This is a genomic window from Mesorhizobium sp. BH1-1-5 (assembly GCF_020165615.1).
GTDB lineage: Bacteria > Pseudomonadota > Alphaproteobacteria > Rhizobiales > Rhizobiaceae > Mesorhizobium.
The window spans coordinates 96488-114811 of record NZ_JAIUIM010000007.1; the positions used below are offsets into that span (position 1 = coordinate 96488).

Sequence of the window (18324 nt, forward strand, 5' to 3'; positions counted from 1 at the left end):
GGGGAGAATTCGATGACCGACCAAAGCTGGGCAATGAAAGGGGAGCTGGTACTCTCCTGCAATTGCACGGTTTTCTGTCCCTGCGTGCTGTCGCTCGGCAGCCATCCGCCGACAGAAGGCTACTGCCAGACCTGGGCGGGTTTTCGCATCGATGCAGGCCATTTCGGCGAAGTCGACCTTTCGGGCCTCAATCTCGGCCTGATCATGGAAATCCCCGGCTATATGAGCCGCGGCAACTGGACGGCCGGCCTGTTCATCGACAAGCGCGCCTCGGTCTATGCAGCGAAGGCGCTGACCAAGATATTCACCGGCAAGGCCGGCGGCACGACATCGCTGCTGTCGATCCTCGTCGGAAAATTCCTCGGCGTCGAGCAGGTGCCGATCACCTATGAGACGCGCGACAAGACGCGCGTCTTCCAGATACCGCGGATTATCGACGGAGCGGTGACGCCAATTCCCGGCAAGGACCGCGAGAAGGATACGGTGATCACCAATTCCGAATATTGGATCGCGCCGGAGATCATCGTGGCGAAGTCCGACAAGAGCAAGATGCGCGCTTTCGGCCGCAACTGGAATTTCGCCGGCCGCTCGGCCGAAATCTGCAAGCTGGACTGGCGGGGACCGTGAGCAAGAGCACAGCGGCCAGGAAAGCGGCAAAGAAGATCGCGGAGCGGATCCCGCTGCCGAAGAAGAAGGTGACGTGGCCGCAGGCGCGCGCGTTCTCCGTCCACCTGCTCACCGCTTCAGGATCGTTCCTCGCCTTCCTCTCGCTGGTGGCGGCGAGCGAGGAACGCTGGACGGCGATGTTCTGGTGGCTGGGGCTGGCGCTGTTCGTCGACGGCATCGACGGCCCGATCGCCAGGAAGCTCGAGGTGAAGGAAATCCTGCCGACATGGTCGGGAGAGCTCCTCGACAACATCATCGATTACGTCACTTACGTGCTCATTCCGGCCTTCGCGCTCTATCAGCGCGGCTTCATGGGCGAGAACCTGTCCTTCCTGTCGGCGGCCATCATCGTGGTCTCCAGCGCGATCTACTATGCCGACACCGGCATGAAAACGAAGGAGAACTTCTTCAAAGGGTTCCCCGTCGTCTGGAACATGGTGGTGTTCACGCTCTTCGTCATCGAGCCTGGGCAATGGGTGTCTTTCGCCGTGGTGGTGGTAGCCGGCATTTTGACTTTCGTGCCGATCAATTTCATCCATCCGGTGCGCGTGGTGCGGTTGCGGCCGGTCAATCTCGGCATGACGCTTTTGTGGTGCGCCTTCGGCGCGCTGGCGCTGGCGCAGGCCGCACTCGCCGCCTTCTACGACAAGATCGGCGTGCTGGGAGAGCAGGTCAGCGACTTCACCAAGATCGGCATCACCATCACCGGCCTCTATCTCGCCTGCATCGGTGGCATCATGCAGATGTTTCCCAATCTGGGCGCCAAGAAGTCCTGATCCTGGATCAGGATAATTTTGGTCGAATGGTCATCCTGACATGGCTGTCCATCGGCGCATGACCTTCCGAAAATCGGTTGTCCCTTTCGGGATCCATGTTCCAGATCGTGTCCGTACCCTTCAGAGAGTTGAGCGATGTCCAAGGCAATCCGTATCCACGCCAATGGCGGCCCCGAAGTCCTGACCTATGAAGACGCCGATCCGGGCCAGCCGGGAGAAGGCCAGATCCTGATCCGGCACACGGCGATCGGCCTCAACTTCATCGACGTCTACTACCGCTCCGGGCTTTATCCGCCGCCCGGCGGCTTTCCGCTGATCCCGGGCGGCGAGGCGGCAGGCGTCGTGCTGGCGCTCGGCACTGGCGTCGACTGGCTGAAGCCCGGCGACCGCATCGCCTATGCCGTCAATGTCGGCGCCTATTGCGAGAAGCGGGTGGTCGCCGCCGACCGTGTGGTCAAAGTGCCGGACGGCATCAGCGACGAGCAGGCGGCCGCGATGATGCTGAAGGGCATGACGGCCGAGTACCTCTTGCGCCGTACCTTCCCGGTCAAGGCCGGCGACACGATCCTCTATCACGCGGCCGCAGGCGGCGTCGGCCTGATCCTCGGCCAATGGGCCAAGCATCTTGGCGCGACGGTGATCGGCACCGCCAGCTCCGCCGACAAGATCGAGCTCGCCCGGGCGCATGGCTTCGATCACGTCATCAACTACAAGGAGCAGGACTTCGTTGCCGGCGTTGCGGCGCTCACCGGCGGCAAGAAATGCGATGTTGTTTATGATTCCGTCGGCACTGACACCTTTCCGGCATCGCTCGATTGTCTGCGGCCGCTCGGCATGTTCGTCAGCTTCGGCCAGTCGTCAGGGCCGATCCCGCCTTTCTCGATGTCGCTGCTGGCACAGAAGGGCTCCATCTATGCAACCCGGCCGACGCTGTTCGTCTACAACGCCAGGCGCGAAGACCTTGTGAAGTCGGCGGAAGCGCTTTTCGACGTGGTCAAGAGCGGCGCCGTCGAGATCAAGATCAACCAGCGCTATGCGCTGAAGGACGCGGCAAAGGCGCAAGCTGATCTCGAAGCGCGCAAGACGACGGGAACGACGGTCCTCATTCCCTAGAGCTTTCACCGCTTCACACTTTTCGGCACATATCCTGGCCGACTGCCTTATTTTTCAGCGACTTGCCGTGCCCGAAGGCACGGCTCGCCTGAAAAGCGCTGCGGATTTGCCGTCGTTCCCAAGAGGTCTATCTTAGCCCTTGAGTTTCCGCTGAAATTCTTGAAGCTCTTTCAAGTTGGGTGCTGCTTTCCGATGGGAGCCGGCCGCGCATACCATGCTTTCGGGAACACAGAACATATCCGGGAAACTGGATGGGAGGCACTGTGAGTGCAAATCATGACAGGGCGAACCTGCTCGAGGTTCGTGGCCTAACCAAGATTTTTGGCATGCTGACCGCGTGCGATCACATCGATCTCAATATCGCCAAAGGCGAGATCCACGCGCTGCTCGGCGAGAACGGCGCCGGCAAGTCGACGCTGGTCAAGATGCTGTTCGGATCGCTCGAACCGAATTCGGGCGAGATCTTCTGGGATGGCAGCCCGGTCAAGATCACCAGCCCGGGCGTGGCCAAGAAGCTCGGCATCGGCATGGTGTTCCAGCACTTCTCGCTGTTCGAGGCGCTGACGGCGGCCGAAAACATCGCGCTTTCGCTCAATGACGGTTCGCCGATCAGCACGATTGCCGCCAAAGCGAGGGCGCTGTCCTTCAGCTATGGCCTGCCGCTCGATCCGGACTCGCTGGTCGGAGACCTCTCGGTCGGCGAACGCCAGCGCATCGAGATCATCCGCTGCCTCTTGCAGACGCCGCAGCTCATCATCCTCGACGAGCCGACCTCGGTGCTGACGCCGCAGGAGGCCGACAAGCTGTTCGAGACGCTGGAGCGCCTGCGCTCGGAAGGCAAGTCGATCCTCTACATCTCGCACCGGCTGGAAGAGGTCAAACGCATCTGCGACCGCGCCACGGTGCTCCGCCACGGCAAGGTTGTCGGCCACTGCAACCCGCGTGAGGAGACCGCCGCATCGCTTGCCCGCATGATGGTCGGCAGCGAAGTGAAGGCCGTGGTGCGCGCGCCGGCAGACGGCATCGAAACCGCGCCGGCACTCTTGGAAATCCGTAGCCTCAGCCGCAAGCCGGCGACGCCCTTCGCCATCCCGCTCAAGAACATCAACCTCACCGTGCGCGCCGGCGAAGTGATCGGCATCGCCGGTGTCGCCGGCAACGGCCAGGGCGAATTCTTCGAATCCGTCTCCGGCGAAGTGCTGCAGCAGGATGCCGGTTCCGTGCGCATTCGCGGCAAGGACGCCGGGGGTCTTTCGATCACCGGCCGCCGGCTGATGGGAGCCGCCTTCGTGCCGGAAGAGCGCCTCGGCCACGGCGCGGCGCCGCGCATGAAGCTTTCGGAGAACCTGCTTCTGTCCCGCCACGCCACCGACGGCAAGGCTTTCGTCGGCTCGGGCGGCATGGTCAAGAACGGTGCCGTCTACAGCGCCGCCCAGCGCATCATCACCGCCATGGACGTGCGCAAGAGCGCGCCCGATCCCGAAGCGGCCGCGCTTTCGGGTGGCAATCTGCAGAAATTCATCGTCGGCCGCGAACTCGACCGCAAGCCGAGCGTCATGATCGTCAACCAGCCGACCTGGGGCGTCGACGCCGGTGCGGCCGCCCACATCCGCCAGGCCTTGATCGAGCTTGCCCGCAGCGGCTCGGCGGTCCTGGTCATCAGTCAGGACCTCGACGAATTGTTCGAGCTGTCGGATGCGATTGGCGTCATGCACAACGGAGAATTGTCGAAGCCGCTGCCGATCGCCGAGGCGACTTTCGAGAAGATCGGCCTGTTGATGGGCGGCGCCGAGCCCGGCCACGCCGAACACGCAATGGAGGTGGCATGATGCGCATCGAACTCGTCAAACGCCCGCAGCGCTCGGCGCTGTTCTCCATGCTGTCGCCCTTCATCGCCTTCGCGCTGACGATCATTGCCGGGGCCATCATGTTCGCATTGCTCGGCGTCAATCCGCTCAATGCCTTCGAGGTCTATTTCGTCGAGCCGATCAGCCAGGTCTGGCAGTTGCATGAGCTGGCGATCAAGGCAGCACCGCTGATCCTGATCGCGGTCGGCCTGTCGGTCTGCTACAAGGCCAACATCTGGAACATCGGCGCCGAAGGCCAGTTCATATTCGGCGCGATCTTCGGCTCGATCATCCCGGTGCTGTTCCCGCAGTTCGAAGGTCCGCTGGTGATCCCGCTGATGCTTCTGCTCGGCATGGTCGGCGGCGCGTTCTACGCCTCCATCCCTGCGTTGTTGAAGACCCGCTTCAGCACCAACGAGATCCTGACCAGCCTGATGCTGGTCTATGTCGCGCAGCTCTTCCTCGACTGGCTGGTGCGCGGTCCATGGCGCGATCCGCAGGGCCATGGCTTTCCGCAGACCATCCAGTTCGGCGACTCGGCGGTGCTGCCCGAGCTGATGCCCGATGCCGGCCGCGCCAATTGGGGCTTCGTCTTCGCCCTGGTCGCCGCCGTGCTGGTCTGGCTGATGATGAGCCGGATGCTGAAAGGTTTCGAGGTGCGCGTGCTGGGCTCCAGCCCAAGGGCAGGGCGCTTTGCCGGCTTCGGCTTCAACCGGATGGTGTTCTTCACCTTCCTTCTGTCCGGCGCGCTGGCCGGTCTGGCGGGTATCTCGGAAGTGTCCGGCGCCATCGGCCAATTGCAGCCGGTGATCTCGCCCGGTTATGGCTTCACCGCCATCATCGTCGCCTTCCTCGGCAGGCTCAATCCGCTTGGCATCGTCGCCGCGGGCCTTGTGCTGGCGCTGACCTATCTCGGCGGCGAGGCGGTTCAAAGCGCCCTCGGCATTTCCGACAAGGTGGCGCGCGTTTTCCAGGGCATGCTTTTGTTCTTCGTGCTCGGCTGCGACACGCTCATCCATTACCGCATTCGCCTGATCGGCATGGCGCTGACGAAGCCGAACGGCGCGGCGCAACTCGAAGCGGCGCCCAAGCTCGAGGAGGCCCGCTGATGGACATCACCGTCAACATCCTTTTGACCATCGCGACCGCGGCGACGCCGCTTCTGATCGCGGCGATCGGCGAACTGGTGGTCGAACGCTCCGGCGTGCTCAATCTCGGCGTCGAGGGCATGATGATCATGGGCGCCGTCGGCGGCTTCGGCGCCGGCTACCTCACCGGATCGCCATGGATCGGCCTGCTTGCCGCAATCATCGTCGGCGCGCTGTTCTCGCTGCTGTTCGCTGTCATGACGTTGTCGCTCGCGACCAACCAGGTGGCGACCGGCCTGTCGCTGACGCTGCTCGGCCTCGGCCTGTCGGGCATGATCGGCACCAGCTTCGTCGGTCAGCCAGGCGTCAGATTGCCCAATCTCGATATCCCGGTGATCAGCTCGATCCCGGTGGTGGGCAGGCTGATCTTCGGCCAGGATCCGGTCTTCTACATCTCGATCGCTCTGACCGCAGCGGTGATGTGGTTCCTGTTCAGGACGCGCACCGGCCTGACGCTCCGCTCGATCGGCGACAGCCATACGTCGGCGCATGCGCTTGGCATCAAGGTCATCCGCTACCGCTATCTCGCCGTGATGTTCGGCGGCGCCTGCGCTGGCCTTGCTGGCGGGCATCTGTCGCTGGTCTACACGCCGCAATGGGTGGAGAACATGAGCGCGGGCCGCGGCTGGATCGCGCTGGCGCTGGTGGTGTTCGCTTCCTGGCGCCCGTGGCGGGTGCTGGCCGGCGCCTATATCTTCGGCGCAGTGTGGATCGGCCAGCTTCATGCACAGGCTTTTGGCATTCCTGTGCCTTCGCAGTTTCTTTCTTCGCTGCCCTATCTGGCAACCATCGTGGTTCTCGTTCTAATCTCCCGCAACAAGCGGCTGACGATGATGAACACGCCGGCTTCGTTGGGGCAGCCATTCGTTCCGGATCGTTGACGATAACAAAAAGACGGGAAGCTCCAAGGCTTAACTCAGAGAGGTAACACAATGAAAAAACTGCTTATTGCGTTGATGACCACGGCGGCGGCCCTGTCGCTGGCGGTAACCGCCGAGGCCGCCGACAAGCTGAAGGCGTGCTGGGTCTACACGGGTCCGATCGGCGACTTCGGCTACTCCTACCAGCACGACCAGGGCCGCCTCGAGGTCGAAAAGGCGCTGGGCGACAAGGTCGAGACCGCCTATCTCGAAAACGTGTCGGAAGGCCCCGACGCCGATCGCGCTTTCGAGCGCCTGGCGCGCGAGAACTGCAAGATCATCTTCGGCACCTCCTTCGGCTTCATGGATGCCGAAGTGAAGGTCGCCAAGAAGTTCCCGAAGGTGATGTTCGAGCATGCCACCGGCTTCAAGACCGGCGACAATCTCGGCATCTATAATGCCCGCTTCTATGAAGGTCGCTATGTGCTCGGCCAGATCGCGGCCAAGGAATCGAAGAAGGGCCTCGCCGGCTACATCGTCTCCTTCCCGATCCCGGAAGTGGTGATGGGCATCAACTCCTTCATCCTCGGCGCCCAGTCGATCAATCCCGACTTCAAGGTGAAGATCGTGTGGGTGAACTCCTGGTTCGACCCTGGCAAGGAAGCCGACGCCGCCAAGGCGCTGTTCGACCAGGGCGCCGACATCATCGTCCAGCATACCGACTCGACCGCCGCGCTGCAGGTCGCCGAGGAGCGCAAGCTGCACGGCTTCGGCCAATCGTCCGACATGATCAAGTTTGCGCCGAACGCGCAGCTGACCTCGCTGACCGACGAATGGGGCCCGTACTATATCAGCCGCGTCCAGGCCGCGCTCGACGGAACCTGGAAGCCGGACAATGTCTGGCTCGGCATCAAGGACGGCGCGGTCAAGCTCGCGCCCTACACCAATATGCCTGACGACGTGAAGGCGATGGCACAGGCAACCGAGAAGAAGATTGCCGGCGGCTGGAACCCCTTCACCGGACCTGTCTCCAAGCAGGATGGATCCGCCTGGTTGAAGGACGGCGAGGTCGCCGACGACGGCACGCTGCTCGGCATGAATTTCTACGTCAAGGGCATCGACGACAAGCTGCCCCAGTAGGCGGCAAGTCGCGGAACCGAAACGGAAAAGGGCGCCCGGGGCGCCCTTTTTCTTTGAAGCTGCGCGTGGGTTCGCGCAGGCTGTCAGACCGCCGAGCCATAAAGGTCATACGCATCCGCGCGGTCGATCTTCACCGTGACGATTTCGCCGGCGCGCAGCGGCCGCCGCGACTGGATGTGCACCGAGCCGTCGATCTCTGGCGCGTCGTATTTGGTGCGGCCTTTGCCGGATATGCCATGCGCCTCATCGATCAGCACCGGCAGGCGCTTGCCGACCTTTTTGGCCAACTGCGCAGCCGAGATCTTCTGCTGGCGCTGCATGAAGCGGTGCCAGCGCGCTTCCTTGATGTCCTGCGGCACCTGCTCCAGTCCGAGGTCGTTGGAGCGCGCGCCCCTGACCGGTTCGTATTTGAAGCAACCGGCGCGATCGATCTTGGCCTCGTCCAGCCAGTCGAGCAGCATCTGAAAATCGTCTTCGGTCTCGCCGGGGAAGCCGACGATGAACGTCGAACGGATGGCGAGGTCGGGGCAGACCTCGCGCCAGCCGCGGATGCGGTCCAGCGTCTTTTCGCCATGCGCGGGCCGGCGCATGTTCTTCAGCACCTGTGGCGAGGCATGCTGGAAGGGGATGTCGAGATAGGGAAGGATCTTTCCCTCCGCCATCAGCGGAATGACGTCGGCGACATGCGGGTAGGGATACACGTAATGCATGCGCACCCAGATGCCGAGCTTGCCTAATTCCTCGGCGAGGTCGAGGAATTTAGCCCGCACCTCACGGTCGCCGAACATCGACGTTTGGTACTTGATGTCGATGCCGTAGGCGCTGGTGTCCTGCGAGATGACGAGGATTTCCTTGACGCCGGCCTTGGCGAGCTTTTCGGCTTCGCGCAGCACGTCCGCGGCAGGGCGCGAGACGAGATCGCCGCGCAGTGCGGGAATGATGCAGAAGGTGCAGCGGTTGTTGCAGCCCTCGGAAATCTTCAGGTAGGCATAGTGGCGCGGCGTCAGCTTCACGCCTTGCGGCGGCAGCAGATCGATGTAGGGATCGTGGCTGGGCGGCGCCGCCTCGTGCACCGCCGCCATCACGCTCTCATAGGCCTGCGGGCCGGTGATCGCCAGCACGTTGGGATGCTTCTCGCGGATCACGTCCGGCTCGGCGCCGAGACAGCCGGTGACGATGACGCGGCCGTTTTCGGAAAGGGCGGAGCCGATGGCGTTGAGCGACTCGTCGCGCGCGGAATCGAGGAAGCCGCAGGTGTTGACGACGACAAGGTCGGCGCCGTCATGCTTGCGCGCGATCTCATAGCCCTCGGCGCGCAGCCGCGTGATGATGCGCTCGGAATCGACGAGCGCCTTCGGGCATCCAAGACTGACGAAACTGACGCGTGGGGCGGACATAGATTTGTTTCCAAGAGATGAGGGCGAGATCGAGAATTGAGCCTTTGGCTCTGAAGATCGATCTAGGGCGTTTCCACCGTTTCACGGAAACGGCGAAACGCTCTATCCCTTTGTTTTAACGCAATTCCGGACGGAAAACCGCTCACACTTATCCTGGAATTGCTCTAGGTGCGCGGCTTTGAGCCGTTTTCGCGCGGCGCAATAGCACGCTTCGCCTGAGAAGCAAACTGCCTGTCGACCGACCGCTGCTCGCTTGCCTCAGTGGCTGTCCGGCCCGAACAATGGCGCCAGGAAGGCAAAATGGTCTGGAAACTGCTGCACGGCGCCTCCGAGAAGCATGTTCACCGCGACGTAAAGAATGATCAGCAGGCCGATATAGGCGATCCAGCGATACCTGTGCAGCAGGCGCGCGACAAAGGATGCGGCAAAGCCCATCAGCGCGATCGAAAGGGCCAGCCCGATTATCAGTACGGTGGGATGCTTCATGGCGGCGCCGGCCACGGCGAGTACGTTGTCGAGCGACATCGAGACGTCGGCGATGACGATCTGCCAGGCGGCCTGCGAGAAGGTCTTGCGCGCTCCCTTGCCCGCGACGGAACCGTCCTTGTTGTAATCGCTGTTCGACAGCGCTTCGGTCGCGTCGCGCTCGTCGTCATGGCTGACGCGCAGTTCACGCCACATCTTCCAGCACACCCACAGAAGCAGAAGCCCGCCGGCGATAAGCAGCATCGGGCCGATGCTCAGCAGCCATTGCGTGATCAGGGCAAAGATGATGCGCAGGACGGTGGCTGCCGCGATGCCGACCAGGATCGCGCGCTTGCGCTGGTCCGCGGGAAGGCCGGCCGCCGCGAGGCCGATCACAATCGCGTTGTCGCCGGCGAGCGCGAGATCGATTGCCACGACCTGGAGGAGGGCTGAAAGGCCTGCGGCAGTGAATATTTCCATCGACTAGAAATCCTTGCCTGAAATGAACATAGCCCTTTATCCCGACGGGCCTAAAGGCATGGTCCACCGGCGTCAAGGCGCAGGTTTGGACATCGCCGGAAAACAACGCCGCCGGCGCAAGCACTCAAGGATTTGGGGTGGTCGCCGGCAAGGCGGGCAGGCCGAAAAACTAATCGTAGAGATTGTATTTGGCCCAGTCGGCTTCCGGGATTTCGTCGCCGATCTTGTAGCGGAACTGCAGCACCTGCATGTGGTCAGGCGCGGTCTGGCATTTGAACTTCAGCCGGTACCATTGGCCCTTGCTGCGGAAGGCGGCGCCAGAGCTCTTGATGGCGTCGGCGCTCATCTGTGGGGTGGCGAAGGCGTAGGCCACGACGCGGTCGGCCTTGTAGTTGCGATCGTCGTGACTGATCCGGTCGAGCACCTCTGCGTCACACCGCTGTTCGAGGCGGGTCTGCGGGTCGAGTTTCATCAGGCCGGCGCGCAACGCATTGTCCATCGCCTTGGCCGGCAAGACCAGCGTCAGAGACGCCAGAACCATCAGGCAGAGCTTCTTCATGGGCGCGAGAAGCAGCATATTTTGTCCGAGAAATCAAATGAACGCTGCTTCACCAAGCGTTGACCACCACGCGACGCGCCGGGGGAGCTTCGGTTCCGACAAATGCACCCATCATGCAACCGCTGGTCGCTGCCATCCGCAGAATCGCTAATAGGCGGGGAATGTCTAGGTGACACAGGGTGCGTCGCGTCGTGCTTTTCCTGCATTCAGGCCATGATATGCCCAGAAAAAGTCACCCCTGAAAACCGCTCCTGGATAGCCATCCGCGGAGCGCCTTTCGGCCGAATGGCATATCGGTCGCCTCTTCATTGTCGGAGGGCGTGCGGCAGGAAAAGCTAGAAAATCCAAATGGTTCAATACTTTCCGCGGCGATAGATCGCGAGTCGGATTACTTGATCCTGATAACAAATCCGTGATCTCAACCGCCGGCTTGCAATTGAAGCGAAGTTGACAAGGCGCTTCCCCTGGGTCACGCCATGGCCGGACGGGGACGGGTTGGTCGACCCGGGGGGACTGCGGCAATGGCGAAGATCGAGACGGCCAAGGGGTCGAAGTTCGGCCTGGGACGTGTTTTGCCTAGCCCTCACGCCGGTCCAACAGCAATCGCTGCGCAGTCCCTGTTGATTGCCCCAAAGTCAGCGCTGGCCGGCGTCGATAGGCCTTGGGTCTCAACCGCGGCAATGATGATTGTCACTTTGCCTGCTGTCGGCCTGAAGGCTCTGCGACGGTCCGCCCGATCGAGTGTGTTCGGGATGCTCACGGGCACAATGCTGCTTCTGCCTATGGGCAGCGCGTTCGCCGTGGCGGTCAACGACCTAGTGTACAATACCGGCACCCAGCAATTCGAGAAGGTCGTCCAGATCCCGTCGCCGTCCAATGGCTGGGTGGTGACCCAGGGCGCCCCTGACCAAGACGGCAAGCCCACCTTCAACGCCGTCATTGTTTCGCCGCCCGCCGTCGGAAGCTCTTACGTCTCCGGCGGAATAACCTACACGGTCGCGTCCTACACCAAGACGAACGTGAACGGCACCGACTACTACACCGGCATCGTGCTCACGAACGACAAGGACTCCACGACAACCACGCTCACCACCTATCGGGACAACGTTAAGATAGATGGCGGTGGCGCTGGCGCGTCCGGCACCGGCGGCACGGTGACCTCGGGCAACGACGTGCGCTTCGTCGACCGCCAGACCGGCTCCAACGGTTCCGGAGGCTCGAACGCCTATGGCATTGTCATCGATTTCGGCATCCTCGGCAGCCTGACTATTGGCGTGAGCGGCTCGGACGGCCAGCCGGGCGGCAACGGGCCGATGATCAACGACACGCTGGGTTTCGACAAGAGCTACAGTTCCAGCCAGGACGGCAAAGCCGCGGTCGAAATCGTCAGCATTGGTGGCGACGGCGGCAACGGCGGCGACTCCTACGGCAACCAGAAGGCCCGCCAGGGCGGCGCTGCCGGCCAGGGCGGCGACATCACGCTGAACTCGGCGGCGACGATCACCACCGATGCGGTCGGAGCCGACGGCATCTTCGTGATGAGCAAGGGCGGCCAGGGCGGCGCCGGCGGCAATGGCTACATCCTGAGCGAGGGCGGCGCCGGCGGTCCGCCGACGAAAGGCGGCACGGTCATTGTCACCAACAGCGGCCAGATCACCACCAACCAGGACAAGTCCGTCGGCATTTTTGCGCAATCGATCGGCGGCGGCGGCGGCTCGGGCGGCGACAGCTTCGGCATCGTCGGCCAGCCCGGCTCCGCCTCGGCCGGCGGCAATGGCGGCACCGTCACCGTCACCAACACCGGCGTCATCGAGACCAAGGGCGCTCGGTCCTACGGCATCTGGGCGCAGTCGCTCGGCGGCAGCGGCGGCAATGCCGGCGATTCCGGCGGCATCGTCGCGCTTGGCAACAAGCTCGGCGCCGGCGGCGGCACCGGCGACACCGTGACCGTCAACAACAATGGCGGCGGCAACATCACGACCTACGGCGTCGGCGCCTTCGGTATCCTGGCGCAGTCGATCGGCGGTGGCGGCGGCGATGCGGGCGGCGCCGGCGGCCTCGTAGCCATCGGTGGCGATGCCGGCTCCGGCGGCGACGGCAAGACCGTCATCGTCACCAACCACGGGAACGTCACGACATATGGCGGCACGGACACGAGCGTCACGGATCTCGGTCCAACCATCAAGGATGTCGGCGCCGACGCGATCGTGGCGCAATCGATCGGCGGCGGCGGCGGCAACGGCTCGGGCAGCGGCGGCCTAGTCGCCATCGGGGGCGAAGGCGATGCGGGCGGCATGGGCGGATCGGTGACCGTCACCAATGACGGCACGCTCATCACCACCGGACCGAAGGCGCGCGGCATCTATGCCCAGTCTATCGGCGGCGGCGGCGGCAATGGCGGCGATTCTGGCGGCCTCGTCGCCATCGGCGGCAAAGGCTCCTCCACCAGCAATGGCGGCACGGTCACCGTCAACAACACCGGCATCATCAACACGGCGGGCACCGCCATCCAGGCGGAATCGATCGGCGGCGGCGGCGGCGATGGCGGTTCCAGCGGCGGCCTCTTCTCCATCGGCGGCTCCGGGGGCGGAGGCGGCGACGGCCAGAACGTCATCGTCAATTCCTCAAACCACTTGACGACAAGCGGCGACAATTCGGTCGGTATCCTCGCCCAGTCGCTGGGCGGCGGCGGCGGCAATGGCGGCGGCTCCTATACAGTCGGCGAAGCCGTGGCGATCGCCATTGGCGGTTCCGGCGACAAGGGCGGCAACGGCGGATCGGTCGAGGTCAATCACGTGGCCACGCCGGGCAATCTCAGCGGCCTCGTCGCTTCCGACATCAGCACCGGCACGCGCACGACCAACATTCTGGGCCAAACCGTCGTAACGGGCGCCAAGGCCTATGGCGTCTTCGCGCAATCGGTCGGCGGTGGCGGTGGCAGGGGAGGCCTTGCAGTCGCGGTCTCGAGCGCCACCTCAGGCGCCGGCGCCAGCTTCGCGCTTGGCGGCAAGGGCGGCCCTGGCGGCGACGGCAAGGACGTGACCGTCAACTACAAGGGCGACATCACCACCCAGGGCGACGGCGCCTATGGCATCTTCGCGCAGTCGGTTGGCGGCGGCGGTGGCGATGGCGGCGGCGCCGTCGCGGTGAGCGGCGGCGGCGCGTTCAATTTCGGCCTCGCCATGGGCGGCGCGGCCGATGTCGGAGGCAGCGGCGACATCGTCACCGTCAACACCACGGGCGGCACGATCGAGACCTTCGGCCTCCAGGCTCACGGCATCTTCGCGCAGTCGGTCGGCGGCGGCGGCGGCAATGGCGGCTTTGCCGGCGGCGGCACGATCGGCGCGGTCGCGCTGACCGTCACCCTCGGCGGCAAGGGAGCCGCGGGTGGTATCGCCAAGGCCGTCACCGTCAACAATGGCTCCTCGATCATCACCCATGCGGACGGTTCGATCGGCATCAACGCGCAGAGCCTTGGCGGCGGCGGCGGCAATGGCGGCTTCTCCATTGCCGGCGCGCTCGCGGTCGGCGCGATATCGGCCGCCATCGGCGGCGATGCCGGCGACGGCAGCAGCGGCGGCACCGTCACGGTCAGCAATCAGGGTAACATCACCACTTCGGGCATCAAGGCCTACGGCATCTTCGCGCAGTCGGTCGGCGGCGGCGGCGGCAATGGCGGCGGGGCCATCGCCTTCTCGGTGGCGGTTTCTCCCGATCCCTCGGAAATCCCGGCGGTCGCCGTTTCGGTCGCGGTCGGCGGTAGCGGCGGCGATGGCAGCATCGGCGACACGGTGCATGTCGTCAATGGCGGCAACATCACCACCTCAGGCACCGGGGCCCACGGCATCTGGGCGCAATCGGTCGGCGGCGGCGGCGGCACTGGCGGTTACGCCGGGTCGGGCTCCGGCTCAATGGGGCCGGGCGCTAACATATCGGTCGCCGTCGGCGGCACCGGCGGCACAGGCGGTAACGGCGGCGCCGTTACCGTCGATGCGGGCAAGAATGCGCTCGACCAGGTCGTTCCCGGCTCGACCATCACCACCTGGGGCCTTGGCGCCGACGGCGTCCGGGCGCAATCGATCGGCGGCGGCGGCGGCGACGGCGGCTTCGCGATCGGTGTCAACCTCGGCATCAACAACAGCAACCTGCCGCTTGCGTCCATCGGCGTCACCGTGGGCGGCCAGGGCGCGCTCGGCGGCGACGGCTCGACCGCGACGGTCAACAACTGGGCGGCCATCCGCACCTATGGCGACAACTCGGCCGGCATCTACGCGCAGAGCGCGGGCGGCGGTGGCGGCGACGGCGGCAACGCGATCACGGCGGTCGGAAGCTGGGCCAACGCGACCAGCTCGAGCGCGCAGAACACCAACATCTCGGTGGCCATCGGCGGCAATGGCGCGCTCGCCGGCAACGGCGAGGAGGTCACCGTCAACAACCATGGCAACATCGAGACCGGCCTCATCACCACCGACAAGGACGTCGCCGGCGACACGGTGACCACCGGCAACAGCGCCTATGGCATCTTCGCGCAGTCGATCGGCGGCGGCGGCGGCATCGGCGGGCGCGCCAATTCGATCAATGTGCTGGTCGGCAAGGGCGAGGCTCCTCCAGATGCGCTCATAAACGTCGCCATGTCGGTCGCGGTCGGCGGCCAGGGCGGCGCGGCTGGCGACGGCGGGCACGTGACCGTCACCAACGATGGCAGCATCACGACCAACGGTTCGCTTGCCGACGGCATCTATGCGCAGAGCGTGGGCGGCGGCGGTGGCGCCGGCGGCAATGGCCTCCTCGGTACCGGCGAACTGATCCCGATCCCGGCGGCGCTGATCGCCAACGTGCTATTGGGCAAGACCAAGATCTACAGCAATCTCGGCGTCGCGGTTGGCGGCAATGGCGGCGCGTCAGGCATCGGCGGTCTTGTCGAGGTTACCAACACCGGCAACATCACCACGAAGGGCAGCAATTCCAACGGCATCTTCGCCCAGTCGGTGGGCGGCGGCGGCGGCGTCGGCGGCAAGGCCAATATCGGCGCTACCGGCACGGTCGGCGTCGGCGGCAAGGGCAAAAGTGGCGGCGATGGCGGCATCGTCCACGTCATCAACAACGACAACGCCAAGATCGAGACCTTCGGCGCGGCATCCAACGGCATCTTCGCCCAGTCGGTGGGCGGCGGCGGCGGTGTCGCCGGCAATGTCGACCGTGTACTCGAGCAAGCGATGGGGCCGATCCCGGCTCTCAATCTCGGCATTGGGCTGGCCTTCGGTCAGGGCGGCGGTAGCGGCGGCTCGGGCAAGGATATCACCGTTGAAGGCAGTGGCGCGATCATCACCCACGGCTCATCCTCGGCCGGCATCTTCGCGCAGTCGATCGGTGGCGGTGGCGGTATACTTGGCACGCTCGGCAACGACGTCCCGGTGCTGGGGACCATCACCGACTATCATGTCGGCAGCAATGGCGACTTTGGCGACTCCGGCGTTGTCAAAGTCGACTATGCCGGTACTATCGACACCTACGGCAGCGGCTCCATCGGCATCTTTGCGCAGAGCGCGGGCGGCACGAAGGACACCCTCCATCCGCTCAACCCGCTGTTCCAGGGCGTCGCCGGTAATGTCACCGTCGACTTTGCAGGGTCGGTCGTCACCCATGCCGCGGGCACCAGCGCCATCGTCGCGCAGAGCAAGGCGTCCGAAGGCAATGGCGACATTGCCATCAACCTGACGAGCGCAGCCGGCAAGGTCGTGGGCGGCGCCACCGACGCAAACCATATCGGTGTCGGTGTCTGGATCGTCGACGGCAACAACAACACGGTCAGCAACAAGGGCACGATCACCACCGCGAGCGGCACGGCCGGCGGCTGGGCGATCCTTTCCGGCGATGCCAAGGAGACGGTCACCAATTACGGCACCGTCACCGGTTCCTTCGATCTCGGCGCCGGCGCCAACAGCTTCACCAACGAGGCCAACGCCACCTTCAATGCCGGCGCCGATGCCAAGCTCGGCACCGGCAACCTTTTCGCCGACAGCGGCTATTTCTCGCCGGGCGGCAACAACAATGTGATGACGACCAACCTCGTCGGCAATTGGAACCAGGCCTCGACCGGCGCCTATAAGCTCGACGTCGACCTCGATCCGCAGTCCGACCTGATCAACGTCGCCGGCACGGCGGATCTCGGTGGCGCCATCGACCTCAACATCATGGATGCGGCCGCGGCGAAGCCGGGGAGCCAGACGTTCCACATCCTGCATGCCGATGGCGGCGTGTCGCACACCGGACTGGAGCTGAGTTCGGTCCAAAGCGCGGTCGCGCAATATCAGCTGCAGTATCCGGACCTCAACAATGTCTATCTCGGTGTCGACATCACCTTCGCCCCCACCGGCCTGACCGGGAACCAGATTCCGGTCGCGAACGCGGTCAACGCCATCCAGAGCGGCGGCCCGACCTCGCCGGATTTCCAGAAGATCGCCGAGGCGCTGTTCTATATCCCGACCGTCGAGCAGCTTGGCGCCGTCTACGATTCGGTCTCGGGCGAGGGGGTTTCCGGTTTCGAGCAGCCACAATTCGGCGCCTATGAAAGCTTCTTCGCCTCGATCGGCCGCCAGGCCGATTTCTGGCGCACCGGCCTCGGCACCGATCCGACGGATGTCACAGCGGCACCGCAGGCCTATGACGAACCGGCGAAGCCCGGGAAGGATCCGTTCAAAGCCCTGCAGCCCGACCCGCGGCGCTGGAGCTATTGGGCGAGCGCCGGCGGCAATGGCGGCGAGATCAGCGGCAGTGCGGCGGCTGGCAGTGCCGGCACCACCTACAGGGGCGGCAATCTCGCGGCGGGCATGGAGACCGTCGGCGATCCCGACACGCTGGTGGGCTTCGCCCTGGGCGGCTCTGCGGGTTCATTTGCCGTCGATGGCCGACAGACTTCGGGCAACATCGTCGGCGCGCAGGCCGGCGCCTATGTCACGCATAAATGGGACCAGTTCTATATCGACGGCGCGCTTGCCTTCGGCCTCTACAACAACAACATCCACCGGGCCACGGCCGTGCCCGGTTCGGACACGCCGATCGACCCGGTGGCCGGCATCACGCCCGAGAACTGGCGCAGCAATTTCCTCAGCGCCGGCTTCGGCACCAACATCGAGGCTGGCTGGCGGCAGCAGGTGGGCGAGGGGGCGATCACGCCTTTCGCCGGATTGCAGTTCGCATTCCTGTCGATGGACTCTTTCGACGAGACTTCGCCCGACGGTGGCGCTTTGGGGCTGAGCTTCGATCGCCGCGTCATCACCTCGCTGCCGGTCTCGCTCGGCCTGCAACTCGACACCACGATCGGCATCGGCGACGGCCAGTCGCTGCAGGCCTGGGGCCGCGCGGCCTGGGTGCATGAGTTCGAGCCGGACCGCTCGGTGAAACCGAGCTTCCAGGCGGCGCCGGGCACCTCCTTCGTCATCCAGGGCGCCTCGGCCGCCGAGGACGCGGTTGCGGTCAATGCCGGCCTGAAGATGAACTGGGGCTCAAACACATCGACGTTCGCAGCTTTCGACGGCAAGTTCGGCGACGGATTGCAGAGCTATGGCGGCGATGTCGGCTTGAAGGTGAACTGGTAGAGGGATTGGCGAGCAATCTCGACCGGGATTGCGCCGGTCCTGCGAAGCTCGAAGCTGTAAGCAATCTGGCGGAGGGAGTGGGATTCGAACCCACGGTGAACTTGCGCCCACGCCGGTTTTCAAGACCGGTGCCTTAAACCGCTCGGCCATCCCTCCATCGTGCTCTTCACGAGGCGCTTCGTCCTGCCGGCCACAAAGCCATGCCGGCAGGAACGCAAGCGCCCTATGCTCTAGTGCGCCGTGCAAAGACCTGTCAATCGCAGGAATGGCCCAAT

General features: G+C 64.4%; 11 protein-coding genes and 1 tRNA gene. 8 read left to right on the forward strand and 4 right to left on the reverse strand.

The annotated features are described in order from the left end of the window. Positions 1 to 12: 12 nt before the first annotated feature. The 7 genes from LB572_RS11505 to LB572_RS11535 all read left to right on the forward strand — a co-directional run bounded on the left by LB572_RS11505 (position 13) and on the right by LB572_RS11535 (position 7550). Positions 13 to 627 (forward strand): DUF1326 domain-containing protein, encoded by a 615-nt coding sequence (locus LB572_RS11505; protein WP_140808633.1) that lies wholly within the window; start codon positions 13 to 15, stop codon positions 625 to 627. Then, on the forward strand, positions 624 to 1442 hold the full coding sequence (pcsA, locus tag LB572_RS11510; protein WP_318014033.1) for a phosphatidylcholine synthase: 819 nt from the start codon (positions 624 to 626) through the stop codon (positions 1440 to 1442). The genes LB572_RS11505 and pcsA overlap by 4 nt, the downstream gene beginning before the upstream one ends. A gap of 135 nt (positions 1443 to 1577) precedes the next feature. Continuing rightward, positions 1578 to 2555: a quinone oxidoreductase family protein gene (locus LB572_RS11515; RefSeq protein WP_224667802.1), complete on the forward strand. Its 978-nt coding sequence runs from the start codon at positions 1578 to 1580 to the stop codon at positions 2553 to 2555. Positions 2556 to 2806: 251 nt separating this feature from the next. Beyond that, positions 2807 to 4384, forward strand: coding sequence for an ABC transporter ATP-binding protein (locus LB572_RS11520; protein WP_224667803.1), 1578 nt, complete (start codon positions 2807 to 2809; stop codon positions 4382 to 4384). After that, positions 4381 to 5511, forward strand: a complete 1131-nt coding sequence (locus LB572_RS11525) for an ABC transporter permease (RefSeq protein WP_224667804.1) — start codon at positions 4381 to 4383, stop codon at positions 5509 to 5511. Before LB572_RS11520 ends, LB572_RS11525 begins: the two co-directional genes overlap by 4 nt. Then, positions 5511 to 6431, forward strand: a complete 921-nt coding sequence (locus LB572_RS11530; protein ID WP_140808641.1) for an ABC transporter permease — start codon at positions 5511 to 5513, stop codon at positions 6429 to 6431. Before LB572_RS11525 ends, LB572_RS11530 begins: the two co-directional genes overlap by 1 nt. Positions 6432 to 6482: 51 nt before the next feature. Further along, entirely contained in the window at positions 6483 to 7550 is a 1068-nt protein-coding gene (locus LB572_RS11535) for a BMP family ABC transporter substrate-binding protein (RefSeq protein ID WP_224667805.1), read from the forward strand. 83 nt (positions 7551 to 7633) lie between these two features. Here LB572_RS11535 and rimO read toward each other — a convergent pair whose 3' ends face one another. From rimO to LB572_RS11550, 3 genes are all read right to left on the reverse strand, one after another. After that, positions 7634 to 8947 (reverse strand): 30S ribosomal protein S12 methylthiotransferase RimO, encoded by a 1314-nt coding sequence (rimO, locus tag LB572_RS11540; RefSeq protein ID WP_224667806.1) that lies wholly within the window; start codon positions 8945 to 8947, stop codon positions 7634 to 7636. A 258-nt stretch (positions 8948 to 9205) separates the two neighbouring features. After that, positions 9206 to 9892 carry a TerC family protein gene (locus LB572_RS11545; RefSeq protein ID WP_140808647.1) on the reverse strand — a complete coding sequence of 229 codons (687 nt, stop codon included), beginning with the start codon at positions 9890 to 9892 and terminating at the stop codon, positions 9206 to 9208. 169 nt (positions 9893 to 10061) lie between these two features. Then, positions 10062 to 10469, reverse strand: coding sequence for a DUF930 domain-containing protein (locus LB572_RS11550; RefSeq protein ID WP_181179824.1), 408 nt, complete (start codon positions 10467 to 10469; stop codon positions 10062 to 10064). A 749-nt stretch (positions 10470 to 11218) separates the two neighbouring features. Here LB572_RS11550 and LB572_RS34390 point away from each other — a divergent pair. Continuing rightward, positions 11219 to 18049 carry a hypothetical protein gene (locus LB572_RS34390; protein WP_263497946.1) on the forward strand — a complete coding sequence of 2277 codons (6831 nt, stop codon included), beginning with the start codon at positions 11219 to 11221 and terminating at the stop codon, positions 18047 to 18049. Between the two features lie 66 nt (positions 18050 to 18115). On the opposite strand, the gene LB572_RS11560 is transcribed toward LB572_RS34390, so the two are convergent. Further along, positions 18116 to 18205: transfer RNA gene (locus LB572_RS11560), tRNA-Ser, on the reverse strand. Between the last annotated feature and the right edge of the window lie 119 nt (positions 18206 to 18324).

Excerpts from the sequence above, each read along its gene's own strand:
- LB572_RS11525 (WP_224667804.1), top strand. The coding sequence starts at position 4,381 with ATGATGCGCATCGAACTCGTCAAACGCCCGCAGCGCTCGGCGCTGTTC.
- LB572_RS11550 (WP_181179824.1), bottom strand. The coding sequence starts at position 10,469 with ATGCTGCTTCTCGCGCCCATGAAGAAGCTCTGCCTGATGGTTCTGGCG.
- LB572_RS11545 (WP_140808647.1), bottom strand. The coding sequence starts at position 9,892 with ATGGAAATATTCACTGCCGCAGGCCTTTCAGCCCTCCTCCAGGTCGTG.
- LB572_RS11520 (WP_224667803.1), top strand. The coding sequence starts at position 2,807 with ATGGGAGGCACTGTGAGTGCAAATCATGACAGGGCGAACCTGCTCGAG.
- LB572_RS11535 (WP_224667805.1), top strand. The coding sequence starts at position 6,483 with ATGAAAAAACTGCTTATTGCGTTGATGACCACGGCGGCGGCCCTGTCG.
- rimO (WP_224667806.1), bottom strand. The coding sequence starts at position 8,947 with ATGTCCGCCCCACGCGTCAGTTTCGTCAGTCTTGGATGCCCGAAGGCG.
- LB572_RS34390 (WP_263497946.1), top strand. The coding sequence starts at position 11,219 with ATGCTGCTTCTGCCTATGGGCAGCGCGTTCGCCGTGGCGGTCAACGAC.
- LB572_RS11505 (WP_140808633.1), top strand. The coding sequence starts at position 13 with ATGACCGACCAAAGCTGGGCAATGAAAGGGGAGCTGGTACTCTCCTGC.
- LB572_RS11530 (WP_140808641.1), top strand. The coding sequence starts at position 5,511 with ATGGACATCACCGTCAACATCCTTTTGACCATCGCGACCGCGGCGACG.
- LB572_RS11515 (WP_224667802.1), top strand. The coding sequence starts at position 1,578 with ATGTCCAAGGCAATCCGTATCCACGCCAATGGCGGCCCCGAAGTCCTG.